Annotated in this window: 24 protein-coding genes and 1 pseudogene; 12 read left to right on the top strand and 13 right to left on the bottom strand. The window is 64.1% G+C overall.

Annotation, left to right across the window (positions count from 1 at the left end; translation table 11 throughout):
* Positions 1-72: 72 nt before the first annotated feature.
* Complete coding sequence (locus G9463_RS00175) at positions 73-561, top strand: HTH domain-containing protein (protein WP_165895647.1); 489 nt, start codon at positions 73-75, stop codon at positions 559-561.
* A 189-nt stretch (positions 562-750) separates the two neighbouring features.
* Complete coding sequence (locus G9463_RS00170) at positions 751-1,512, top strand: DUF7001 family protein (RefSeq protein ID WP_165895646.1); 762 nt, start codon at positions 751-753, stop codon at positions 1,510-1,512.
* A 21-nt stretch (positions 1,513-1,533) separates the two neighbouring features.
* On the opposite strand, the gene G9463_RS00165 is transcribed toward G9463_RS00170, so the two are convergent.
* The 4 genes from G9463_RS00165 to G9463_RS00150 all read right to left on the bottom strand — a co-directional run bounded on the left by G9463_RS00165 (position 1,534) and on the right by G9463_RS00150 (position 4,523).
* On the bottom strand, positions 1,534-2,184 hold the full coding sequence (locus G9463_RS00165) for a methyltransferase domain-containing protein (RefSeq protein WP_165895645.1): 651 nt from the start codon (positions 2,182-2,184) through the stop codon (positions 1,534-1,536).
* Complete coding sequence (locus G9463_RS00160; RefSeq protein ID WP_011223836.1) at positions 2,181-3,077, bottom strand: thiamine-phosphate synthase family protein; 897 nt, start codon at positions 3,075-3,077, stop codon at positions 2,181-2,183. The genes G9463_RS00165 and G9463_RS00160 overlap by 4 nt, the downstream gene beginning before the upstream one ends.
* The gene (gene dcd, locus G9463_RS00155; protein WP_011223835.1) at positions 3,078-3,665 is read right to left on the bottom strand and encodes a dCTP deaminase; all 588 of its coding nucleotides are present in this window, start codon (positions 3,663-3,665) and stop codon (positions 3,078-3,080) included. It abuts the gene before it with no gap.
* 114 nt (positions 3,666-3,779) lie between these two features.
* Positions 3,780-4,523 carry a Yip1 family protein gene (locus G9463_RS00150; RefSeq protein ID WP_165895644.1) on the bottom strand — a complete coding sequence of 248 codons (744 nt, stop codon included), beginning with the start codon at positions 4,521-4,523 and terminating at the stop codon, positions 3,780-3,782.
* A 77-nt stretch (positions 4,524-4,600) separates the two neighbouring features.
* Between G9463_RS00150 and pth2 the strand changes: the two genes are divergently transcribed.
* The 3 genes from pth2 to psmB all read left to right on the top strand — a co-directional run bounded on the left by pth2 (position 4,601) and on the right by psmB (position 6,435).
* Positions 4,601-4,939: a peptidyl-tRNA hydrolase Pth2 gene (gene pth2, locus G9463_RS00145; protein WP_004591375.1), complete on the top strand. Its 339-nt coding sequence runs from the start codon at positions 4,601-4,603 to the stop codon at positions 4,937-4,939.
* Between the two features lie 69 nt (positions 4,940-5,008).
* On the top strand, positions 5,009-5,743 hold the full coding sequence (gene psmA / locus G9463_RS00140; RefSeq protein WP_004957832.1) for an archaeal proteasome endopeptidase complex subunit alpha: 735 nt from the start codon (positions 5,009-5,011) through the stop codon (positions 5,741-5,743).
* Positions 5,743-6,435, top strand: a complete 693-nt coding sequence (gene psmB, locus G9463_RS00135) for an archaeal proteasome endopeptidase complex subunit beta (protein ID WP_004957830.1) — start codon at positions 5,743-5,745, stop codon at positions 6,433-6,435. The genes psmA and psmB overlap by 1 nt, the downstream gene beginning before the upstream one ends.
* A 57-nt stretch (positions 6,436-6,492) precedes the next feature.
* Here psmB and G9463_RS00130 read toward each other — a convergent pair whose 3' ends face one another.
* The 5 genes and pseudogenes from G9463_RS00130 to tenA all read right to left on the bottom strand — a co-directional run bounded on the left by G9463_RS00130 (position 6,493) and on the right by tenA (position 10,028).
* On the bottom strand, positions 6,493-6,888 hold the full coding sequence (locus G9463_RS00130; RefSeq protein ID WP_165895643.1) for a universal stress protein: 396 nt from the start codon (positions 6,886-6,888) through the stop codon (positions 6,493-6,495).
* An 83-nt stretch (positions 6,889-6,971) separates the two neighbouring features.
* Complete coding sequence (locus tag G9463_RS24230; RefSeq protein WP_004957827.1) at positions 6,972-7,100, bottom strand: hypothetical protein; 129 nt, start codon at positions 7,098-7,100, stop codon at positions 6,972-6,974.
* Complete coding sequence (locus G9463_RS00125) at positions 7,097-8,605, bottom strand: sodium:proline symporter (protein WP_165895642.1); 1,509 nt, start codon at positions 8,603-8,605, stop codon at positions 7,097-7,099. The genes G9463_RS24230 and G9463_RS00125 overlap by 4 nt, the downstream gene beginning before the upstream one ends.
* Positions 8,606-9,372, bottom strand: a pseudogene (locus G9463_RS00120) (TenA family protein). It abuts the gene before it with no gap.
* Positions 9,369-10,028 (bottom strand): thiaminase II, encoded by a 660-nt coding sequence (tenA, locus tag G9463_RS00115; RefSeq protein WP_050007033.1) that lies wholly within the window; start codon positions 10,026-10,028, stop codon positions 9,369-9,371. Before tenA ends, G9463_RS00120 begins: the two are co-directional and overlap by 4 nt.
* Before the next feature lie 204 nt (positions 10,029-10,232).
* Between tenA and G9463_RS00110 the strand changes: the two genes are divergently transcribed.
* Positions 10,233-11,156, top strand: a complete 924-nt coding sequence (locus G9463_RS00110; protein WP_165895641.1) for a thiamine-phosphate synthase family protein — start codon at positions 10,233-10,235, stop codon at positions 11,154-11,156.
* A 22-nt stretch (positions 11,157-11,178) separates the two neighbouring features.
* Here G9463_RS00110 and G9463_RS00105 read toward each other — a convergent pair whose 3' ends face one another.
* Positions 11,179-12,150, bottom strand: coding sequence for a C-terminal binding protein (locus tag G9463_RS00105; RefSeq protein WP_165895640.1), 972 nt, complete (start codon positions 12,148-12,150; stop codon positions 11,179-11,181).
* Between the two features lie 159 nt (positions 12,151-12,309).
* On the opposite strand from G9463_RS00105, the gene G9463_RS00100 reads away from it, so the two are divergent.
* Together G9463_RS00100 and G9463_RS00095 are read left to right on the top strand one after the other, a co-directional pair.
* A complete protein-coding gene (locus G9463_RS00100) occupies positions 12,310-13,713 on the top strand; it encodes a short-chain fatty acid transporter (RefSeq protein ID WP_165895639.1) in 1,404 nt (467 codons plus the stop codon).
* 78 nt (positions 13,714-13,791) lie between these two features.
* On the top strand, positions 13,792-15,141 hold the full coding sequence (locus G9463_RS00095; RefSeq protein WP_165895638.1) for an MFS transporter: 1,350 nt from the start codon (positions 13,792-13,794) through the stop codon (positions 15,139-15,141).
* Positions 15,142-15,155: 14 nt separating this feature from the next.
* Here G9463_RS00095 and G9463_RS24225 read toward each other — a convergent pair whose 3' ends face one another.
* The gene (locus G9463_RS24225) at positions 15,156-15,284 is read right to left on the bottom strand and encodes a hypothetical protein (RefSeq protein WP_255458621.1); all 129 of its coding nucleotides are present in this window, start codon (positions 15,282-15,284) and stop codon (positions 15,156-15,158) included.
* 146 nt (positions 15,285-15,430) lie between these two features.
* Here G9463_RS24225 and truD point away from each other — a divergent pair, with 146 nt between their 5' ends.
* The 4 genes from truD to G9463_RS00075 all read left to right on the top strand — a co-directional run bounded on the left by truD (position 15,431) and on the right by G9463_RS00075 (position 19,233).
* The gene (gene truD / locus G9463_RS00090; protein ID WP_165895637.1) at positions 15,431-16,813 is read left to right on the top strand and encodes a tRNA pseudouridine(13) synthase TruD; all 1,383 of its coding nucleotides are present in this window, start codon (positions 15,431-15,433) and stop codon (positions 16,811-16,813) included.
* A 70-nt stretch (positions 16,814-16,883) separates the two neighbouring features.
* On the top strand, positions 16,884-17,579 hold the full coding sequence (locus tag G9463_RS00085; protein WP_004957808.1) for a phosphoribosyltransferase: 696 nt from the start codon (positions 16,884-16,886) through the stop codon (positions 17,577-17,579).
* Positions 17,580-17,976: 397 nt separating this feature from the next.
* The gene (locus tag G9463_RS00080; protein WP_004957803.1) at positions 17,977-18,639 is read left to right on the top strand and encodes a hypothetical protein; all 663 of its coding nucleotides are present in this window, start codon (positions 17,977-17,979) and stop codon (positions 18,637-18,639) included.
* Positions 18,640-18,972: 333 nt separating this feature from the next.
* Positions 18,973-19,233, top strand: coding sequence for a hypothetical protein (locus G9463_RS00075; protein ID WP_165895636.1), 261 nt, complete (start codon positions 18,973-18,975; stop codon positions 19,231-19,233).
* 108 nt (positions 19,234-19,341) lie between these two features.
* Here the strand turns inward: G9463_RS00075 and G9463_RS00070 are convergent, their stop codons facing one another.
* The gene (locus tag G9463_RS00070) at positions 19,342-21,594 is read right to left on the bottom strand and encodes an NADP-dependent malic enzyme (protein WP_165895635.1); all 2,253 of its coding nucleotides are present in this window, start codon (positions 21,592-21,594) and stop codon (positions 19,342-19,344) included.
* Positions 21,595-21,765: 171 nt separating this feature from the next.
* On the bottom strand, positions 21,766-23,679 hold the full coding sequence (locus tag G9463_RS00065; protein WP_165895634.1) for a methyl-accepting chemotaxis protein: 1,914 nt from the start codon (positions 23,677-23,679) through the stop codon (positions 21,766-21,768).
* Positions 23,680-23,691: the final 12 nt, after the last annotated feature.

The raw sequence follows: 23,691 nt of genomic DNA, 5'->3' as shown, positions 1-23,691 counted from the left end.
TCAGGCTAGAATATCGCGCTAATACAAACAATTATACAAGAGTATGGTGGATATGTTAGTGATTGCCAACCAATGTCCGAAGAGATGCAGCGGAGCGACAACCACAGGTCCGACGAGTCAGTTGGCGGTGAAATTGCGGTCCACCTCTGGAGTCGGCGGCCGGTCTGTGGCCCCCGAACAACAGCCATTGACCGGTTCACTGAACTCGCCGCAACGGGCGTTATCGATGACTTTGATATCCAGACGTGGCCCGAGGAAATTCCCGTGTCCCAGCGAAGCGAGCACGGCGAGGTGCTGGCGACTGTCGACCGGTACGAACAGTGGGCAACGGAGCGCGGGCTGAGTCTCCGACCGCCGTTCGAGACGCGGACCTCGTCGCTACTCGTCGGCGGCAGTACGGAGGTGCTGCGACTCCCGATGATAGCCGTCGCCGTCTACGCGGACGACGACTTGGTCGGGGTGTACCCGTGTACAGACGGCACCACGACGTGGTCCGTCACCGATTGTATCGACGCACTCACGACGGAACCGGCTGGGCTTCCCCACCAGTCCGAGCCCTGACACACCCCTTCGGAAAACACACTCTGTCGCCGATGGCAGCCGATATCGCACTGCTTTGCCGATACCGTCCCTGATTCTGGAGCGCCAGATTGACCCGTCTGTTTTGGTTCTCTACTCCGGCGACCTCTCAACAGGGAAGAGTCCCTGAGACACAAATTGTATTACCTGCCGATACCACTGGCGAATACAATGGAGTCCGTGACGCTGTACCGCGCTCCGACAGCGGTCGCCGATACCGACGCCATCGCCGACTGGCTCGACGCGCGGATTGAGGCTACCGTCTCCGTCCGGGACCGGTTTCTCTCGCTGCACGGCGACTCGGAACTGGCGGAGTCGTTCGCCGAAGCGCGGGTACTCTCGCCGTACGACCGCGAGACCGGGAACACGATGCTGGGTATCGTTCGCTACGAAGAGCGAGCACTGGAGTCTCCCGAGCGGGCCGGCGGCGTCATCTACGACGGGCTGTCGGTCCAGCAGGCGCTCCACGAGCGAATCCCCGAATCCGAGCGGTCACTGGACCACCTTCACGTCCCACTGCTGGACCGCGTCGTCGGAACCTGGGGCGACCACGACGGCCGCTGGCACAAGCGCGTGAACGTCCTCGGCCAGCCCGCTATCGTCTCGGTCCCGGGGCTGTACGAAGCGCCTGCAAAGCCCGAACAGTACTACAAGGAACAGCAGAAACACGCCCTGCTCGGCGGCGGCGCACCGCCCCGGGAAGTGCTAGAAAACGAGGTCGAAGGCGAGTTCCTCGTTGAGGACGACCCGCGGACGACCGAGGCTATCAAGGGGTATGTCCTGCAGGCCTACCACTACCTCGACACCGGCGAGGCGTTCTGCGACGAGGACACCTGTAGGCTCCACAATCCGCACCGCCAGCCCGGCGTGGTCGCCGCGCAGCTACGAGCGCCCGAATTCTGTCCTGAGCACGCCGAACGGTATTGCCCATAGCAGCCCGACGCACCACTCCCGTTACCGCACAGTTCCACTCAGCAGGCCGACGAACCCGCCGGCTATCGTCTCGTAGCGCCGCGCGACCGTCCGCTCGGTAAGTCGCTCGCGGGCCGCCCGTACCCGCCGCTCGAACGCGCTGGCGTGTGACCGTCTGGACAGGCGCGCTCCCGGCGCGGAAAGGCGGACGAACCCCTCGAACGCGAGGTTCAGCGGCGCGGCGAGGGCGCTGGGACTCCGCTGGAAGTTCAGCAGGGCGACACGGCCGCCGGGGGTGACGCTGTCACACCACGCGTCGACGGCCGCCGCGGGGTCCTCGAAGATGCCAGCGACGAACGTCGCCAGGACGGCATCGGCCGCTCGAATCGGCGGGCGGGCGGCGTCAGCCTGTACGTAGTGGACGGTCCCGCCCGTTCGCGCGGGTCGCTCGCGTGCGCGGTCGAGCATCTCTCGTGTCAGGTCGATGCCGACGACTCGACCCGGCGGGCCGACTCGTTCCCGAAGGTAGGGTACGTTCGCGCCCGTGCCACAGCCCATCTCGACGACGGTGTCGCCGGGTGCAAGCGCCAGCGAGTCCACCGTTCGGTCGCGCCAGGACGCCACACCGGGCGCATTCGCTACCCAGTCGTACACCCGCGCCCACCGGCCGTAGAATGATTGCGCGTCGGTCACAGGATTTCGCGCGCCGTTTCAGCGACTGCGACGGCGTCGTCCCCGAGCAAGTACACCACTGGCTCGATCCCCATCGCGCCGGTGTGATAGAGCACGTCGGCCCCCGGGTCGTCAGCCAGCGCGGCCGCAACGGCCGGCTCGACGCTCTCCTCGGCGTCGAACTCGACCACAGTCCGACCGGCATCTCGAAGTGCGGTCACGACGCCGTCGTCGTAGCGGACGTTCAACACTGCGCGGGCGTCGCTCCCGGCGGCCCGCGCCGCCAGCAACAGCGACGCGACGTGCTCGCTGACGCCGAACTCCGGGTCCGCCGGAATCGTTGCCCGTCCTTTCACGTCGAGAATCCGCCCCGGGACGGCGGCCACGTCCTCGATGCTATCGGCCTCGGGGAGACACTGGACGAGGTTCGACCCGACCGCCGGAATGAGCGTCGCGAACCCACTAGTGTTTTCCAGCACGCTGAGTCCGCGCCGCACCGACGCGAGCGTCCGTTCGGCCGACCGGAGCTGTGAGTCCGGGTCGTGGACAGCGAACTCGTCGTCGTAGTCGCCCAGCTCTGGGACCGCGTCCTCGTGTAACTGCGCGAGGACGCCGCCCTGTTCGAGTTCGCGGATGAACACTTCTGTTTCGACCAGCGCCTGAACGGAACTCATATCGCCGTCGGCCAGCCCGTCAGCCAGTCGCTCGACCAGTTCCTCCAGCCCGCGGTGGGCCAGCAGGTCCTCGTGGCGCGCCACGTCGCCGTGGACGTACTTCGACACCGCGCTCTGGCTGATACCGAGCAAGTCGGCGACCTCGGACTGTGTCAGCCCGCGCTCCCTGAGGGCGTCGGCCAGCAGCGAGCGAAACGTCGGCAGGAAGTCGTCGACGACGATTTCCTCGATGAACCGCATCTATTGGTCGCCTCCAAATTCTCTGTCTCCCTGTATCTTGCTCGCCTGCGGCCCGGACTGACCCTGGTACTTCGAGCCGCGCTCGGCCCCGTACGGGCGGTCAGCAGGTGTCTTGAGTTCCGTGAACGTAAGCTGTGAGATTCGCATTCCGGGTGTGAGTGCAACGGGTGCGGTGCCGAGGTTCGACAGTTCGAGCGTGATCTGCCCCTCGTAACCGGGGTCACACAGGCCGGCTGTCGCGTGTACCACAATCGCCAGGCGGCCCAGCGATGAGCGGCCTTCGACGTGGGCGATGAGGTCGTCGGGGATGGCGACGCGCTCGTGGGTCGTCCCCAGCACGAAGTCGCCGGGGTGGAGGATGAACTCCCCGCCTTCCTCGATGACCGTCTCCTCAACGTAGTCAGAGACTTCGTCCTCGGAGTTCGGATGAATACAGGGGATGTTGGCGTGCTGGAACTCTAGGAACTCATGTCCGAGGCGGAGGTCGACGCTGGCGGGCTGAATCTGGATGTCCGGGTCGTCGAGCGGTTCGACGACGAGGTCACCCTGCTCCAGTCGTCGGAGAATATCCGCATCTGAGAGTATCATGAGAGTGGCGTGTGCGGCCGGAAGCCTAAACTCCCCGATTCTCATGCTGCTGGCTGTAACTGTTTTAAGATATTCGCGGTGGCGCAATTCCTTACAGACAGACAGCCGACAGCGTCAGGCGGCTATCACAGGGAGCGTCGCGGCGATAACAGCGATGGCGACCGCCGCATACCTGCTAATCTCGTGGACGACCCGGAGGCCGCCAGCCCAGACGTACGCCTGCCAGGCTGCGGTTCCGACCTGTATTGCGAGAAAGACGAATCCTGAAAGCCCATTCTGTAGACGCCGAACCTGTTCGAGCAGCAGTTCCGGAGAGGACGCGGAGAGGTCTGTGCTGGCCGCGAAAAAGACGAGCGCAGCACCGCCGGCGACAACGCCGACAACAGACGGGAGCAGTCCCCAGGCGGTGATCTCCGCTGTCTCGCCGAACCGGCCAGATCCACCGGCTAGCTTCGCACCCACGTACAGACCGAGCATCAATCCGACCCAGACGATGATGAAGCCGATAAACAGCCCTGGAAGGATCTCAGTCGCATAGCCCCAGATGAGCGAGCTGACTTCGACAGTTCTCGTCGCCGGTTCGTCACAGCCGGAGACGGTTATGCCGCCGACACCGCCGTCTTCGCACATCTGTTCCGAGGGTCGAGCGGGATTGTCTCTCTCAACAGTGCCGGTGAACTGCACGGCGAACAGCCGGAGCGCGAGTCCGAGAACCACTGTGACGACGATGGCGATGCCGAAAGCGAGGCCACTGCCACGGAAGCCGTTTAGCTGGTCGCGCCGTTGCTCGAAGAACGCGCCCGGTCGCAGGAGAAACGTTCGGATGGTGGAGGGCATCTCCGGGGTGTGCTCGGCCACGGCGTATGTACTCTGTGGTATGTGCAACCGTGGAGGGAGTCCGACGGGAGTTTAAGTACGGGTGGCCATGTAATCGTATGAAGCAGGCTATCGTCGCGCGGGCCGACATCGGTATGGGAGAGGGCAAACTCGCCGCCCAGGTTGCCCACGCCTCGCTGTCGGCCTACGAGGACGCCGGCCCGAAACCCCGCAAAGCCTGGAAGGGTGCGGGGCAGAAGAAAGTCGTCCTGAAGGCCACCAGCGAGTCCGAGCTGTTCGAACTCGCGGACGTGGCCGAGCGCGAAGGCCTGCCGCATGCGGTCGTCCGAGACGCCGGCCACACACAGCTCGACCCGGGAACCGTCACGGCCCTCGCCGTCGGCCCCGCCGAGGACGAGCTGGTGGACCGCGTCACCGGCGACCTGCCGCTGTTCTGAGGGCAGCGGCCCGCGATACGGTTATATAAGAGCAACCCTAACCTCAGGTGAACAACAACACGATACATCATGCAAGGAAACGAACAACAGGCCTACGACCGCGGGATTACCATCTTCTCCCCGGACGGACGCCTCTATCAGGTTGAGTACGCACGAGAAGCCGTCAAGCGCGGAACCGCCAGCGTGGGGGTCCGCACCGAGGACGGCGTGGTCATCGCCGCTGACCGCCACGCCCGGTCGCCGCTCATCGAGCGCGACAGCATCGAGAAGATCCACGAGATCGACTCTCACGTCGGCGTCGCCAGTGCGGGTCACGTGGCCGACGCGCGCCAGCTTATCGACGTGGCGCGCCGGCAGTCACAGGTCAACCGCCTGCGCTACGACGAGCCGGCCTCCGTCGAGTCCCTGACAAAGGAGATCACGGACTACATCCAGCAGTACACGCAGACCGGCGGCGCACGCCCGTTCGGTGTCGCGCTGCTGGTCGCCGGTATCGAGGACGGCGAACCGCGCCTCTTCGAGACGGACCCCTCGGGGACGCCCTACGAGTGGCAGGCAGTCGCCATCGGCGGCTCCCGCGAGGACATCCAGTCGTTCCTCGAAGAGGAGTACGCCGAGGGGATGGACCTCGAAGGCGGCATCGAACTCGCGCTCCGGGCGCTGGCCTCGGTCAACGAGGACGGCCTCGACGCGACTGGTGTCGACATCGCCACCATCGACGTGGAAAGCGAGCAATTCGAAAAGCTCGCCGAGGACGACATCGCCGAGCGACTTGAAGAGTTCGAACTCGGAGGTGAGGAATAATGCACGACCCTGATAACCGACTGACTGACGCGTATGAGCCCGAGGTCGGCAACCTGCCGAACGAGGACAGCGGCCGCGACGAGGAGAACGTCGTCAAGACCGGCACGACGACCGTCGGCCTCTCGACGGAGGACGGCGTCATCATCGCGACAGACCGGCGCGCCTCCCTCGGTGGCCGCTTCGTCTCGAATAAGCAGGTCCAGAAGGTTGAGCAGATTCACCCGACGGCCGCGATGACGCTGGTCGGCAGCGTCGGCGGGGCGCAGTCGTTCATCCGCTCGCTACGCGCCGAGGCTGACCTCTACGAGGTCCGCCGCGACGAACCGCTCTCGATTCACGCGCTGGCGACGCTTGCGGGCAACTTCGCCCGCGGCGGCCCGTACTTCGCGATCAACCCCATCGTGGGCGGCGTCGACGAAGAGGGCAGCCACGTCTACAGCGTCGACCCCGCTGGCGGCGTGCTTGAAGACGACTACACCGTCACCGGCTCCGGGACGATGGTCGCAACAGGGACCATCGAAGGCCAGTACGACCACGGGATGAGCCTCTCCGAGGCCCGTGACCTGGCGATCCGCGCGGTCAACGCCGCGGCCGAACGCGACACCGGGTCCGGTAACGGCGTCGTGCTCGCCGAAATCACTGACGAGGGCGTCGAAATCGACGCCTTCGACGACTACGAGTCGGCCGAATAACCCGGCTGTCTCGGTTTTCGCTTTCTTTGCGGTTTGTTGTCCCCGGTCAGTTGCTGCTCAGTCTCGCGGCACGACCCGCATCGGATAGTCGGACTGCCGCATGATATCTTGGGCGACGCTGCCGAAGATGAGCCGGTCGGTCTGGCTCCGCTTGCGGACGCCGATGACCAGTTCGTCGGCGTCGACTTCCGCGGCGATGTCGAAGATATCGTCCGCCGGCCTGTTCCCCCGGATTATCTGGTAGGTCTCGACGGACACCTGGTCGCCCAGACGGTCCGAGACGATTTCGAGCGCGGCCTTCCCGTCGGCGACCGCGTCCGGTGGTGTTCTGTCTCCACCCGGCTGTGAATTAACTGCGTACACACTGTCTTCCGGGTCGAGGACTCCTTCGAGGTACGAACACAGTATCTGGCTGACAGTCTCGGAGTTCGTCGCAAGCACGAAGGTCTGCATGTGCGATGCTCCGCACCCCATCATGATAAGTATGTGTCTTGTTACCATGAAAACCTCATCTTCAGGCTTTCACCGTGGTCGGGCTACTCGGTCAGAACAAGCCAGCCGACGGCGAGGAAGACGGCGAGCACGAGCAGAATCGACCCCCAGGCCAGCGCCGCGAACGCGGTTGACCCGAGCGCGGCGAGGGGGAGGACGGCTGGTAGAGTCATTGCTCGGACCCCCCGTCAGCCACCGGATCGTCAAGCGCGCGGACCTCCCGCCCGAGGCTGTCGAGGTCGGCGTCGGCTCCACCGAGAACGGTCGCCGCGACGGTGAGAGCGGCCGAGACGAGCGTCGCGCCGGCGAAGGCGAGCAGGAACGACGGGGTCGGCAACAGACTCCCGACGCCTGGCACGGCGGCGACGAGCCCACGCAGCGACGGGAAGTAGGCGAACCCGACGAGGAGCCCTGCAATGCCCGAGACTACCGCGCCCGGACCGGTGAGGCGCTCAGTGTAGAGACCGGCGAGGAAGGGCACGAAGACGCCAGCGGCCAGCAGGTCGGCAGTCAGGAACAACTGGAGGACGCTGTACCCCTGCGCGCCGATGAACATCGCGGCGAGCGCGACAGCGACTGTCAGCCCGCGGCCACCGAGCCACAGGGTCCGCTGGTCGGGGTCATCGAGCAGTCGAGCGAGGTCGGCGGTGACGACGCTGGCGATGGCGTTGAACATCGTGTCGGCCGAACTCATCACCAGCAGGACGGCGAGGACGACGACGGCCAGAGTCACCCACGTCGGGAACGCCTCTGCCAGTACGAGGAAGAAGGCAATACTTGCGGACCCAGACTCAGTGAGTCCTAGCCCCGCGGCGGCGATGCCGAACAGGCCTGACAGCAGAAGCATTGGGACGACGACGAGGGCAGCGATGCCCATTCCGCGACGGAGAGCGCCCTCGCCGTCGGCGGCGTACACCCGCTGCCAGACGCCCTGATTCAGCATATTCGCGCCCAGAAGCGCGAAGGCGACGTACAGCCCGAACTGCAGGCCGGGACCGAACGTCGGGTCGAGCAGCGTCGGGTCGGCCGACACCACTGTCGCGTGGAACTCGCTCGTGCCACCAAGCGAGAGGAGTGCGCCGCCGAAGCCGACGGCTAGCAGTGGGAGGATGACCAGCGTCTGGACGGTGTCGGTGACGATGCTGGCGAGCAGCCCACCGTAGGTCGTGTAGACGAGGACGAAGCCGCCGATGAGCAGCGAGGTCTGCCAGAGCGGCACGTCCGCGACGAGGGCGAGCGCGCCGGCGATGCCAGTCATCTCCGCAGCGAGGAAGATGAACATGTAAAACACTGAGACTAGCAGGACGAGCAGGTACATCCCGGAGCCAAAGCGAGCGTAGGCGAACTCCGTCAGCGAGTGGCCGGCGGGCATCACCTCGCGGATGCGAGCGCCGACCGGGATAAAGAGGAGGAGCGGAATCGCGCTGCCGATGGCGTAGCCCAGCACGGCGGGCAGCCCACCGAAGGCGGCCCCGGCCTCGGCGGGGCTCAGCAGAATCCAGACGCCCATCATCGACGCGATGACCGTCGCGGCGAGGGTCCCACTACCGGCCGAGTCGCGGGCCGAGATGTACGTCTCCACCGAGTCGATGCGACCGCGCGCGGCGAAGAGGCCAATGCCGGTGAACACGAGCACGGTCGCCGCGGTCAGGCCGAGGACCACAGCCGAAGAAGCCATTTACGGGCTCACCTCGCTGTCGACTGGTGCTCGGGGGTTCTCGTAGGCCGTCTCGAAGAACTGCCGTTCGAGCGTGACCGTCCGGTCGAACAGCGACGCGACGCGGGCTTCCCGGCGGGGCGAGAGCGACGGCCCGATGGCGTCGAGTTCGCCCCGGAGCCAGTCGACGAACGCGACGAAGGAGTCGACGGCGTGGAGGTCGACCCACTCGGCGAAGTAGAACGGCAGGCCCATCCCCGCGCTGGGAAGCCCCTCGCTGTCCGGGTCGCCGTGGGCCGCCGCGGCCGCCGTCGCCCACGACTCGTATATCCACTCTGCCGGAACGAGGACCGCCAGCGTTTCGGCATACCCCCCTCTCGGGCGGCACGACCCAGCAGGTCGACGAACGCCGCCGTCGCGTCCGTCGGCTCGGGGTCTTGCCAGCGTGAATCTTCGACGCCGAGTGCGGCAAAGGAGCGCTCGAAGTAGTCGTCTTCCTCGTCGGTCACGGTATCGAGGAACTCCACAAGCCGTCGTTTGGCGGCCATATCCGGTGCCTGTCCGACCGCGTGGCCGAACGTCCCGACGAGTTCGTCGACGAACGCGTAGTCCTGTACCAGATACTCGGCGAACGCGTCTTCGTCGAGCGTGCCGGCCCCGAGTTCCTCGACGAATCGGTGTTCGACGGCGGCGTCCCAGTCCGGCTGACTCTGGTCGCGGAGCCACTCGGTGAATCGGGGTTCGTCGGTGCGCTCGGCGTACGCCGAGTATGTTTCGGCCGTCGTCATAGCTCCCACCCCTCCTGCGTGTAGGCCATCTCCCAGAACCGGTGTTCGAGCTTCGCGCTCGTGCGGAACGCGTCTTCCATGGCGTCGTGCTGGCCGGGATAGCGCTCGCCACAGCGGTCGACGTACGCCCGACACCAGCCTGTCGCCTCGCGGAAGTCGTCGCTGGTGTACATCTCGATAAAGGGCGTGTACCGGTGTTCGCCGTCGGCCAAGTCAGCCATGTGTTCGGCCACGTCGAGATAGCCCTGCATACAGGGGTACAGCGCCGCGGCAATCTCGGCCTCATGTCCCTCGTAGGCCGTCCGAACGAGGAAGTTCGTGTACGCCAGACACGTCGGTGCCTTCTCGGTCGACTCCAGCTCACGCTCTGAGATGCCGTAGTCCGATGCGAACTCCCGATGCAGGTCCATCTCGGTGTCGAGCACCTGGTGGGCGACCCCGAGCAGGTGCGTCATCGTCGACTCGTCGCCGGCCGTCGCCCCAGCGAGCGCGAACAACCGTGCGTAGTCTTGCAGGTATCGGTAGTCCTGTTTCACCCAGTGTTTGAACGCCGCCTCATCGAGCGTCCCGTCGGCCAGTTCGCGGACGAACGGGTGGTCCTTCTGTGCGTCCCAGATATCCTCGCCGATGTCGAGCAGGTGGTCACTGAACGCCATTGATAGCCCATACAACAAACTCCGAAGTAATATATCCTGCTAATACAACTAAGTTGTATATGTGCAAGTGAATAGCGCGTGCAGTGAGCTGTGGGTTCTGAGCGTCTCGGTGATGTTCTGGCCGTCTGCACCAACAGCTACGCAGTCGACCGACACCGTTCGTAGTCCCAACTGCTAAGCGAACCACGGCCCTCACCCCTGGCAATGACACTGCAGTTACCGAGCGAAATCGTGGTCGAGCGGTTCCTCCCGACGGCCCGGGCGATGCTTGCCACGAAACTCGACGAGAAGGGATGGACTCAGCAGGAAATCGCCGACCAGCTCGGCGTGACACAGGCTGCAGTAAGCAAGTACGGCAGCGGCTCGGTTACCACCGAGGAGCGGTTCCGGACGGATACCCGGATGCAACAGACCATCGAGCGGATCGCCGACGGGCTGGCTTCGGGTGAGATGGACGAGTACGCGGTGCTGGACGAACTGCTCGCTCTGGTGCGGGAATTCGAGGACCGGGGGCCCATCTGTGCGGTCCACGAGGAGGAAATGCCGGCGCTACAGGGGATGGGCTGTGACCTCTGTGTTCGGGGGACAGACACCGCGGTCCAGGCGGAACGGACCGTCCTGTCGTCGGTCCGGAGAGCCACGCGACTCCTGGCCGACAGCGACTTCGTCGCCGACGCCATCCCGAACGTGGGGATGAACGTCGGCATGGCACTGCCGGACGCCGAAGACGCGCTCGACGTGGCCGCAGTCCCCGGCCGGATTCACGACCTGCGGGGGCGGGTCAACGTCCCGTCGAACCCCGAGTTCGGCGCGTCGGAACACGTCGCGGGGACGATACTGGCTGCGATAGCGGTCGATTCCTCGCGCCGAGCGGCGCTCAACCTGACGACCGACGAGGCATTTCTCGATGCTGCTCAGGAACAGGGTATCGAGCTGCTGGAGTTCGACGCCGGCTACGAGGACCGGGACGAACGGCTCGAAGCCACCTTCCGCGAACGCGGCGATGTCCCCCGAGTCAGCTACCACAGCGGCGCGTTCGGTATCGAACCGATAACCTACGTTTTCGGTGAATCGGCGGTCGAAGCTGCTGACCTCGCGATCGAACTCCTCGACGCAGCCGACACGTAAGGCCTCTCGGCCGCCGAGACCGTCAGAACCAGCCGGTCTCGGGGTCGATGGGATTCTCGGGCTGCTCGCCCCGCAGTACCCGGATGACATCTTCGGCCACGGTCTGTGTCAGCTCGACCCGGGACTCCTCGGAATACCACGCGACGTGGGGACTACAGACAACGCTGTCGAGGTCGTGTAGCGGTGAGTCTCCCGGCGGCTCTGGCTTGCGCACGTCCAGCCCGGCCCCGCCGAGATCGCCGCTGATGAGCGCGTCGTACAGCGCTGCTTCGTCGACGAGCCCGCCCCGGCCCGTGTTCACGAGCAGTGCGTCGTCGTGCATTCGGTCAAGCGCGTCGGCGTCGATCATCCCCCGTGTCTCATCGGTCAACGGGGCGTGCAGCGAGACGATATCGGAATCGCCCAGCAGCGTCTCGAGCGTGACCGATTCGACGCCGAGGTCACCCATCCGGTACTCGGGCGCGTACGGGTCGTAGGCGATAACATCGATATCGAACCCACGAAGCTTCGCGGCGAACCGGCTGGCGAGCTTGCCGAAGGCGACGAGGCCGACGGTGCTGCCGGCGAGGCGACGGATCGGCTGTCCGACAGCCCACTTCCACTCGCCACGCTTGACCGAGCGGTCGAACGTGGGTATCCTCCGCAGGCAAGCGAGCATGAGTGCGAACGTGTGGGTCGACACCTCCTCGACAGAGTAGTCCGGAACGTTGACGGCCGTTACGCCGGCCGCAACCGCCGCCCGAACGGCGATGTTGTCCATACCGATGCCGGCCCGGCCCACCACTTTGAGCGAGTCGGCGGCCTCGATGACCTCGGCCGTGACCTGCGTGCCGGCGTCGACGATCAATGCGTCCGCACCGTCTACTGCGCGTGCGACGGCCTCCGGCTCTTTCGCCGCTATCGTTTCGACGGTCGCATCAACCGCATCCAACACCGCCGCCCGTGTCTCCCCGTCCATCACTTTGGTGTCAGAGACGACGACTTTGTATGACATACGCTGGCTTGCCTCGGGCTCGAAATAAAATCATCCGTCAGGGTCGGTGCAGTCATCGGAACCGCGTCACAGGACCGTGGCTGTGTAACGGTGACCGGCACAGAACTGACAAAATAATGGCAAACTTTTATGATATATTCGCGAGGAGGTGGCAACAGCATGTCAGATAATAACACAGGCGAAACTGCCCTCGAACGTATCGGCTATCGACTCTCTGCATGGGTGGAACGGTGGATGCCAAGCCCGTTCCTGTTCGCGCTCATCCTCAGTTACGTCGTATTTCTGGCCGGCGTCGGCCTCACCGGGGCCGGTCCCGTGGAGATGGTCGGGTTCTGGTACGACGGCTTCTGGGCCTTCCTGACGTTCTCGATGCAGATGGTCCTCATCCTGATGACGGGCTTCGTCGTGGCGTACCACCCCCGTGTCAACGCCGGTATCCGCCGGCTGACGGAGCTTCCCAACACCGGGAAACAGGCAGTCGTTCTCGTCGGCCTGCTGACGATGCTGCTCGGCTGGGTTCACTGGGGACTGAGCCTCATCCTCGGCGCGATTTTCGCCCGGGAGATGGGCAAGACCGCCCACGAGAACGGTATCGATGTCCACTATCCGGTCCTCTGTGTGGCGGGCTATCTCGGCCTCGGTCTCACCTGGCACTGGGGGCTGTCCGGGTCCGCGCCGCTCCTGCTTGCGACAGAGGGCAACGAGTTCATCCAGCAGGGCGTTATCGACGTCGTCGTCTCCGCCTCGGAGACCATCTTCCACCCCTACGGCCTCATTCTGACCGGCCTGTCGATAGCCTACGCGCTCGTCGTCCTCTACGTCATCACGCCGACTGGTGACCAGACGCGGGGCATCACGCACTACATCCCCGAAGACGATTTGTTCGAGTCCGCGAGTGACGGCGGTGTTGAGACGACTGCGACCACCAAGCAGGTCCCGGCCGAGCGTCTCAACCACAGCCGCGTTCTCGGCGGGATTATCGGTCTGACCGGTATCGCGCTGGTCGCCTCGCAGTTCGTTCAGTCCGGCATCGACGCGCTCGGACTGAACATCGTCAATTTCGGCTTCCTGACGATTGGGATCTTCATCTACATGGACCCACAGACCTACCGGGAGAAGTTCGGCGAGGCGGCGACCGCCGCGTCGGGCATCGTGTTGCTCTTTCCGTTCTTCGCTGGCATTCAGGGGATGATGGCTACCTCCGGGCTGGCGCAGCTGATGGCCAACGCGCTCATCTCGGTCTCGACACCACAGACGTTCCCGGTCATCGCCTGGCTCACTGGTGCCACGGTCAACATTTTCGCACCGTCCGGCGGCGGTGAGTGGATCATTCTCGGGCCGCCGATTCTCGAAGCCGCGCAGAACCTCGGCGTCCCGGCTGGGCAGGCGACGATGGCCTACGCCGTCGGTGACGCCCACACGAACCTCCTGAACCCCTTCTGGGCGCTGCCGCTGCTCGCCATCACCCGCATCAAGGCCCGGGAGATGTTCGGCTACGCCATCGCAATGTTGCTCGCGCTCACGCCATTCCTGGCTGTCGTGCTGTTCGTCCTGCCGTACTGAACAGGGACTCCGGCGAGACAGTACGGCCGATTGCCCCTTCTTCGAGCGTTAAGTTGGTGGGGAAACTGCACTTCGATAATGGCAACTGAGACAGGGGCCGACGAGGACGTTGACCTGCTCGATTCCTTCCGGCAGTTCTTCGCGCTGGAGCGGGACGTACTCGTCCTGTCGCTGTCGATGTTGGCGTTCAGCCTCGCGTTCCAGATGACCAGCCGATATATTCCCGAGTATATGCGGATTCTGGGGGCCAGCGCCGGTGTTATCGGTCTCTACGGGAGTGTCGGGAACCTCATCAGCGCGGTGTACCCCTATCCCGGCGGCGCGGTGTCGGACCGCATCGGCTCGCGGCTGGCGCTGACCGCTTTCGCGACGCTGGCGACGGTCGGCTTCGGCATCTGGTATCTCGCCTCGGTCATCGGCGATGTCACACTCGGCGCGACGACGCTGCCGGCCTGGACGCTCGTGTTCGTCGGGCTCTTTCTCGCACAGGCCTGGAAGTCCTTCGGGCTTGGCGCGACCTTCGCCATCGTCAAGCAGAGCGTCCCGCCACAGCGGCTGGCGATGGGGTTCGCCAGCACGGAGATGTTCCGCCGCATCGGCTTCCTACTCGGGCCCCTCGCCGCCGCGGCGTTGCTCGCGACGACCGCGACCTTCGTCGACGGCTTCGGGCGCGTGCTGCTGGTCGCGCTGGCCTGTGGCGTCGTCGCCACCGTCGCCCAGCACTTCCTCTACGACGCCAGCGAGGACACGCTCGGAAAGTCCTTCGAGGGCATCGACCAGATACTCGCCGACCTGCGGACGATGCCGGCGACACTCCGCCCCCTTCTGGTCGCCGATACGTTCGTCCGCTTCGCCAACGGCATGGTGTACGTCTTCTTCGTCATCGTCGTCACCGAGTTCCTCTCTGTGGGGTTCACCGGCTTCGGTTTGCAACTGCGGCCCGACGCCTTCTTCGGCGTCCTGCTCGGCGTCGAGATGGTCGTCGCTATCCTTTCGATGGCTCCCGTCGCAAAGCTCACCGAGTGGGCCGGCCTCAAGCCCGCCGTCGCGCTCGGCTTTCTCGTCTACGCCGTGTTTCCGCTCTTGCTCATCTTCGCGCCGGGCAACCAGTGGGTGCTGGTGCTCCTGTTCGCGTTCTCCGGCCTGCGCTTTGCCGGCCTGCCCGCCCACAAGGCGCTCATCGTCGGCCCGGCAGAACAGGACGCTGGCGGCCGCGTCACCGGGACGTACTACCTGCTTCGGAACACGCTCGTCATCCCGAGCGCCGCGCTCGGTGGCTGGCTCTATGGCAGCGAGTGGGCAGTGGCTATCGGCGATGTCGTCATACAGGCCGGTCCGGAACTGGCCTTCGGCGTCGCGACGGTGGTCGGCCTCATCGGCGTCGTTTACTTCATCGTCTTCGGCCGGGAGTTCGAGGCGTACGAATGAACCGCTGTGCCGGCCTACCACTCCTCGCGTGGCGGGAACTCTTCGCCACAGCGCGGGCAGTACCGCATCGGTGCGCGGGACTCCTGGCCGTCCCTGTCGAACGTAATCTCTCGTCCGCAGCTCTTACATGCTAGCTTTGGCATCGTGGTGCTCTCCGGTCGCCTGCATAGCCACGACCTGTGGCTAGATAGAGTATGTCCCGTGATAACACTAGGTATCGGCTGAGAGACGGACCCACGCCGAGTCCGCAAACGCCAATCATAAGCGCCGAGCCGCGAACAGTCGACCAATGCAAGCGGCCCACCCAATCGAGCAGGCGGTCGGTATGGAGTATTACGTCAGCGACGCCGACGGGGTGGGCGGCCGCCTCCGCTCGTCGCCCGCGGACTTCCGCGTCCGGGAACTGGAGGCGTTCGACACCGAACCGGTCGACGCCGACACCGGCGCGTACCCGCATCTCGTCTTCCGGGCGGAGCTACGGAACTGGGAAACCAACGACTTCGCCAGCAAGCTCTCCGACCGCCTGGGCATCTCCCGCGAACGGGTGTCGTGGGCGGGGACGAAAGACAAGCGCGCGGTCACGACCCAGCTATTCTCGGTGAAAGGGGTCGCAGCCGGGGACCTGCCGGAAATCGGCGGCACGGACGTCGAGGTCATCGGTCGCGCCGGCCGCCCGATTCTCTTCGGCGACCTGGCGGGCAACGCCTTCGAGATAGTCGTCAGAGACACGGAAAACACCGACAATGCCGCCAGCGTGGTGGCTGACCTGCGTGCGTTCGCCAGCGGGGACGACCCGCTATCGGACGAAGACCGCTCTAGCGATCCCACACTGCCGGACGGCGACACGACGGTCGGCGTGCCCAACTACTTCGGCCAGCAGCGGTTCGGGTCGCGCCGACCGGTCACCCACGAGGTCGGGCTGGCCATCGCCCGCGGCGAGTGGAAAGACGCGGTTCTCGCCTACGTTGGAAACCCGAACGAGCGCGAACCAGAGTCAACGCAGGAGGCGCGGGGATACGTCGACGAAACCCACGACTGGGCCGGCGCGCTGGACAGGCTGCCCGGCGCGCTGGGTTACGAGCGCTCTATCTGTCACCGGCTGGTCGAGAACGGGGCCAGCGAGCCGGCGGACTTCCGCGAGGCACTGGAGGCGCTGCCGTCGAACCTCCAGTCGCTGTTCGTCAACGCCGCCCAGTCGTACGTCTTCAACCGCATCCTTTCCGAGCGGCTGGAACGGGGCCTCCCCTTCGACCGGCCCGTGGAAGGCGACGTAGTCTGTTTCCGTGACAGCGACGCGCCCGAGGACTTCCCGATTCCGGACGCCGACCGCACCCAGGAAGTCACTGCCAAGCGGTTGTCGACCGTTGAGCGCCACTGCGAGCGCGGGAGAGCGTTTGTCACCGCGCCGCTGGTCGGGACCGATACCGAGCTGGGCAGTGGCGAACCGGGCGATATCGCTCGTGAAGTCCTTGACGACGTGGGCCTCGAACAGGGCGACTTCGACCTTCCCGGCGCGTTCGACAGCGACGGGACGCGGCGGGCCATCCTGCTTCGGACTGAACTCGGTGTTGAGCGCGATAGCGCCGACCTGACGTTCTCGTTCTCCCTGCCAAAGGGGAGCTACGCGACGGTCCTCCTCCGGGAGTTCCGGAAAGGCGACCCGGACGCGTAGCGGTTCAACCGTGCTCGGCAACTGATGCGGAATATGCAACGGTTAAGTCCGGCCACACACGCCATCTCGTATGGGCGAGCTACCGGATGAGTTCTCGTGTACCATCACCGACTGGGAATACATCTACGGCCTCTGTCGAGACGTGGCTGACGACGTGAAGGCCGCCGAGTTCGAACCCGATGTGGTCGTCGCGCTGGCACGGGGCGGCTGGTTCGGCGGGCGCTGTCTCTGTGACTTCCTCGGGCTGGACGACCTGGCGAGCCTGAAAGTCGAACACTATGTCGGGACCGCGGCGAAAGGCGAGGAGGCACAGGTGAAATATCCGCTGGCCGACGGCGCGGTCGAGGGGAAGGACGTGCTGGTCGTCGACGACATCGCCGACACCGGCCAGTCCATTGAGACGGCTGCCGAGTGCGTGCGTGACCGAAACCCCAGCAGCGTCCGAACGGCGACGCTCCAGTTACTCCAGACCAGCGACCACGAACCGGAGTTCGTCGGCGAGTCCCTCGATGAGTGGACCTGGGTCGTCTACCCCTGGAACTTCGTCGAGGACATGGTCGAACTTGTGGCGGGCGTGATGGCAAAGAGCGACCAGCAGACCCACACTGAGGACGACATCCGCCGTTTGCTCCGGGAGTACCACGGCGTCAGCCGCACGAACCTAGAAATTGCTCAGCCGAACCGACTGGGCGAGGTCACGACCGAGATGGAACGGCGGGGTGTCGTTGAATCGGCCGGCGACGGGTGGCAACTCACTGACGACTAAGCAGGTCAACGGGAGTGCTCAACAGGTATCGCACAAATCCGCTAGTCTCGCCGCTCACCATCGCTAGACCCAGTACGTTCAGCCGCTAGCCACGATAAAAATGGGGTTAGCGACGCGTGCGACCGTCGTCCCGGACGTACTCTAACGCGCTGACGAACAGCTCTGTGTCGACCCGGTCCTCTGACTCTTCGAGTCGTTCACGAATTTTCGTTGGAGTCATGTGTATTGGTAACATTGTCCTACACCGATATAACTCTTTCTCACCTGCTAACAGGTTCGGTGTGGGGTGGGTCTGAAATGAGCGGTAGGCTGCCCAGTAGACCGTTCAAACCGCTGTACCGGAGCGACACCCCCGTCGAGGGAATATATTTAAAACCCTGCTTACCCAATAGAAACTATGGCCGCTTACGGCCGGCCGTCACTTCGAGACCTGTTCGATGAATCACCGACGCCGCACATCGCGCATCCGCCGCGGAGTCACCATCGAGACTTCTACATCGCCACAGACGGGTCGTTCAGACCCCACAACGGCACGACATCACCCGGCAGCGAGTCGGATAGCCCGACGGGCGGGCTGGGTGTCGTCGTCGAAACGCTCGACGGTGAGCGCGTTGTCAGGCTCTCAGTCCCAGACACCTGCCCCGACAACAACGTCGCGGAGTATCGGGCGCTCCATCTGGGACTCGACGTGCTTGCGAGACGGGCCCCGCCCAACGCTCGCGTCGGCTTACTCATCGACCACGACCAGCTCGCTGAGAACGTGAACGCGGAGGTCCTTGCCTCCCATGGCTCCGCCTACGACCCGCCACACTCTGTGTCGGTTCCGGCGGCGACAGGGCTGCACTGGCGCGGGATTCAGGCACGCATCAATGGGTTCGGCGAGGTCCGTGCCGCGCGGATCTCCGGCGACCGCAACCCCGCTCACCCACTGGCAAACGCCCCTGACCAGTACGCACACGTCAACGGCGAGCCGGACCGGTGCGTTCTCCCTGACGCGCCGACCGTAAACGAACGCGTTCCACCGCCGTCACGCGCAGAGCGTGGCGGGGCGTCGGACTGACGGAACCCGTCCAGCAATCGGCGACCGGCGACATCGTATTCTTTCACATCGCTGTCAGCAGTGGCACGTAGCTGTTGTAACGCCTTGCTCAGTACACGGCTATCGTGCTTGAAATATCACATACGACTGCGGTTCTGAGAGAATACTTGACTACAGATAGAAATACCTGTAGCCGGGGGCTACAAGGTTCTCCGTCAGTCGTCTTTCACAGGTAATAATCTTCATAAGTTATGAAAATAGTTGCACCTGTTATCACGTACGTTTGGGCAACGTCACACAGACCAAATTTTATGTATTAGAAATAGGATAGTATATAGTGGGAGGTGAGCTACGTTGAGTACCAGAACTGACGGACCGGACGGTTTCAGCGGACAGTACGCCGAGCAACTGTTGCCGCATCAGTCGCCGACGCGGTACGACCTCGTACTCGCCGTCATCCCCGCGGTGTTCATCTTCACACTCGCCGCCGCGGTTGTTCTGGGCCTCTCGCTTCAGGCGGCAATCGCTGGCGGCGCACTCGTCGGCGCTGTGGCGGTCATCGATGCGCTCTTTATCCACCCACCGACTCGTGGTCGACGGCGAGACGGTACGTGACATCGCGTTCCGGCGACGGGCCCGAACGCTGGTTTTTCGAACTGGTTTCAGTGCGAAGCGCGCTCTCCGCGTTCCGCAGTAAACGCGTAAAAAAGACAGCTATATCGGTTACTCTTGCTGTGCGTCGACGACGGCGACGCCCGCAAGGTTCACGATATCTTTGACCTCGTCGCCACGCTGGAGAACGTGGACCGGTTTATCCATGCCGACGAGCATCGGTCCGATGGCCTCAGCGCCGCCCAGTCGCTGGAGGAGCTTGTAGCCGATGTTCCCGGCTTCGAGGTTGGGGAACACGAGGACGTTCGCGGGGTCATCGAGTTCGGAAAACTCGTAGGTGTCTTGCAGGATATCCTCGACGACGGCGGTGTCGGCCTGCATCTCGCCGTCGACCGGGAAGTCCACACGGTCGTCGTTCTGTAGACGGGATACCGCCCGGCGGATCTTCTGTGTGCCGCTGGTGTCGACGCTGCCGAAGTTCGAGTACGACAGCATCGCCGCGCGCGGTTCGACGTTGAACCGACGGGCCAGTTCCCCGGTGTGCCGGGTAACCTCCTCCAGCACGTCCGTGTCGGGGTCCTGATTAACCGTGGTGTCCGCACAGAAGATGACGCGGTTCTTGAACGTCAGCATGTACACACCGGCCGCGTAGTCGGCGTCGTCGGCCGTCCCGATGACCTGCAGCGGCGGGCGCAGGGCCGAAGGGTAGTGATGGGTCAGGCCGGTCAGCATCGCGTCGGCATCGCCCATTTCGACCATCACGCTGCCGAGATAGTTCCCGTCCCGAATGAGTTCGTCGGCCTCGCGGCGTGTGACGCCTTTCCGCTGGCGGAGTTCGTACAACCGGTCGGCGTAGTCGGCCACGTCGGCTGTCTCGGGATCGACGACGACGGGGTCGAATTCCAGCCCGAACTTCCGACGCGTGGACTCGATGCGGTCGGCGTCGCCGATGAGTATTGGCTCGGCGATGCCCTGTTCAACCAGCTGGTAGGCCGCGCGGATCATCTTCTCGTCGTGACCCTCGGCGAGCACGACCCGCTGGGGGTCGCTCTTGGCCTTGTTGAGCACGACACGCATCATCTCGCGGGACTTGCCCAGCCGCGCTTCGAGTTCTTCGACGTAGGCCGCCGTGTCGAGTTCCGTCCGTGCCGCGCCGCTCTCGATGGCGGCTTCGGCGACTGCAGGCGTCACCTCGAACAGGACCCGCGGGTCTAGCGGTTTCGGAATGATGTAGTTGGGGCCGAACTGCAGCGGCTGGTCGCCGTAGGCTTTGACGACCTCGTCGGGCACGTCCTGCCTTGCGAGGTCGGCCAGTGCGCGGGCCGCTGCCACTTTCATCTCTTCGTTGATTTCGGTCGCCCGCACGTCGAGCGCACCACGGAAGATGAACGGGAACCCGAGGACGTTGTTGACCTGATTCGGATAGTCCGAACGGCCGGTCGCCATAATCACCGTGTCGTCGCGGGCGGCCTTGGCGTCCTCGTATGCGATTTCGGGGTCCGGGTTCGCCATCGCGAAGATGATGGGGTCGCTGGCCATCGACCGCACCATCTCCTGGTCGACGATGCCGCCGACTGAAAGGCCGACGAACACGTCCGCCCCGTCCATCGCGTCGGCGAGGCCACCCTCCGGGATGTCTCGGGCGAACTCCTGTTTGAATCGGTTGAGTTCCTCGTGGTTGGCTCGTTCCTCGGTGATAATGCCCGAGGAGTCACACATTGTGATGTTGTCCTTCGAGACGCCAAGGGAGACGTAGAACTTCGCCGAGGCGATAGCTGAGGCCCCGGCCCCGGAAAAGACAACCTCCAGTTCATCCAGCTCCTTGTCGGCGATGTCGGCCGCGTTGACGAGCGCCGCACCGGAGATTATTGCGGTCCCGTGTTGGTCATCGTGGAACACCGGGATATCGAGTTTCTCGCTGAGTCGGCGCTCGACCTCGAAACACTCCGGAGCGGCGATATCTTCGAGGTTGATACCGCCGAAGGTCGGCTCCATCGCCTCCACTGTCTGTATCATCGCCTCGGCGTTGTCCGTGTCCAGTTCCACGTCGAACACGTCGATGTCGGCGAACCGCTTGAACAGCACGCCTTTTCCTTCCATGACCGGCTTCCCGGCTTCCGGACCGATGTCGCCGAGGCCGAGCACGGCGGACCCGTCGGAGACGACGCCCACGAGATTCCCTTTCGCGGTGTACTCGAAGGCCTTCTCAGGGTCTTTGTCGATCTCCTCACACGGCGCGGCCACGCCGGGCGAATACGCCAGCGAAAGGTCCCGCTGTGTGTTTGTCGGCTTCGTTGTCGCAATCTCTATCTTCCCCGGCGGCTTGCTCCGGTGGTACTCCAGTGCATCCTCGTCAAGTCCCATATCCGGATGTCGAACCCTACTGTAAAAAAGACAAGTTTACCGTCAACGGACGAGCGGTACAACGACGGTTGTCGAATGTCGGCTTGTTGCAGCGGTTTTTGCCCCGGTCGTGTCTCATCAATTGGAAAACAGCCGCCGCCGGGGACCCGCCCGATGGACCGGCCGCGGACCTCAGTTCGTGTTGGTGAGTTCGCCGACCCGGTCGGTCAGTTCGGTGACCGCGTCTTCCTGTCGGTCGGTGGCCTTGACAATTTCCTTCGTTGCCGTTTCAGCCTCTTGGGCATGGTTCTGTGCGTCTTCGACCATCGAAGTCACGTTCTCGATAGCGCTCGCTTGGTCGTCGTTGGCGTCGGCGACCTCCTGGATGCCCCGTGTCGCTTCCTCAACGGCGTCGGAAATCTCGTCCAGTGCATCCAGCGCATCTGCGATCTCGGTCTCCGCACGCTCGACCTGTTCGTGGGAGGTTTCGACCATCTCGGCCGTCTCGGTCGCCTGATCCTGAATCGTAGTGATGCTCGTCGAGATCTCGGAGGCGTACTCGCTTGTCTCGTTAGCGAGTGTCTTCACCTCGTCGGCCACGACAGCGAACCCGCTCCCGCTTTCGCCGGCTCTGGCCGCCTCGATGTTGGCGTTCAGCGCGAGCATATTCGTCTGCTCCGCCACGTCAGCGATTATCTCAACGATCTCGCTCACCTCGTCCATCTGGTTGTCAAGGTCAGTGACGGTGTCCACGAGGTCGTCGCTCGTCTCGGCGAGCCCGTCGGTAACGTCCATAACTGCTTCACCGGCGTCTGACCCATCTTCTGCGGCCGCCTTCGCGCGTTGGGCCGCCGACGCCACTTCGCTAGACGTCGCGGCGACCTCCTCCATCCCGGCCCCGATTTCTTGGATGTTGTCGGCCGCCTCTGTGAGGGAGTCCGTCTGCTCGGTGACCCGGGTCTCGACATCCTCTGCGGACGAATTCGCTTGCTCGATAGTGACTGCGAGTTGCTGTGCCTGCTCGTCCACCTGATCCGCCAACTGCTCGACCTGTTCGGCCATAGCGTTGAGCGAGCCGACGACCTCGTACAGCTGGTCATCAACGTACTGGCCACCGTCGGTCCGGTCGAACGACGCCCGGGCATCGAGGCGCCCGTTCTTGAGTGCAGCCATAGTCGATTTAACCTCATCAACTAGGCTCGTCACGGCCTCGTGACGGTTGGCCTCGTCAGTTCGGTCCTGAACCATTTCGACAACCGCGATGAGTTCGCCGTCGTCATCGTAAATCGGGGCAGCGCTGAACGAGATGTGGCGTTCGTTCCCGTGCTGGTCGGCCATCACGCTCGTGTCGCGATACAGTGTGAAGTCCTCGTCCTCGACTTTCGGCACATCGTACTCTGTGTGGGTCGTCTCAGGGGCGTCGAGAACCTTGTCAGCGAGCGTCTGTCCGCGCCGGCCGTCCGGATAGAACGCCATGCTCGCCATCTCCATCTCCTTTGCTTCGGCCTCGGAGACGCCCGTGAGATTTTCGATAGAACTGTTCCAGCTGAGGATATCGCCGTCCGGATCCAGAACAAAGAGCGGCGTTCCAATATGCTGCAGTATGTCGTGATAATCGAATCCACCGCTGGAGTTGCTATCTGCCGTAGAATCGGTGAATGCGCTGACGCCAGCCTGAGAGACAGACTGCGTCGTTTGCAGCCCGTCGTGAAGCTCCGCCTCGACAGCGTCGATAGCGGCCTGTGCGTCCGGGCCGAGTTCGTCCCGGAGCTGGTCGAACGCACCTTCGACGAGTGATTCGGTAACAAAGCTCTGTGTTGCGACGAACTCGCGTTGGCTGATCCCGGCGGCTTCGTAGTCGCCGATCAGCGCCTGAACTTCGTCAGGGCCGAGTTCGAACTGCCGCTCGACGTGCTGGGTCCCAATAGCGGCCTTATCTGGGTCCTCAAAGCAATCGTCGAGATGTGGCGAGTCTGGGTCAATGGCGTCGGTCAAAAAGCGAGTCCGTCCGTCACTCGCGACGAATCCCCCGTCCGCCCGCCGGGCCGTAGCGTCCGAAGAACGGGACCCCTGGCCGTAGATGTAGGTGCGGATCTGTTCGAACATAAGCTAGCTATG

The organism is Haloarcula sp. JP-Z28 (assembly GCF_011440255.1).
In the GTDB taxonomy this organism is placed as follows: domain Archaea; phylum Halobacteriota; class Halobacteria; order Halobacteriales; family Haloarculaceae; genus Haloarcula; species Haloarcula marismortui.
Note: the sequence above shows the minus strand (reverse complement) of the source record. Positions and strands in the feature narration are given on the sequence as shown.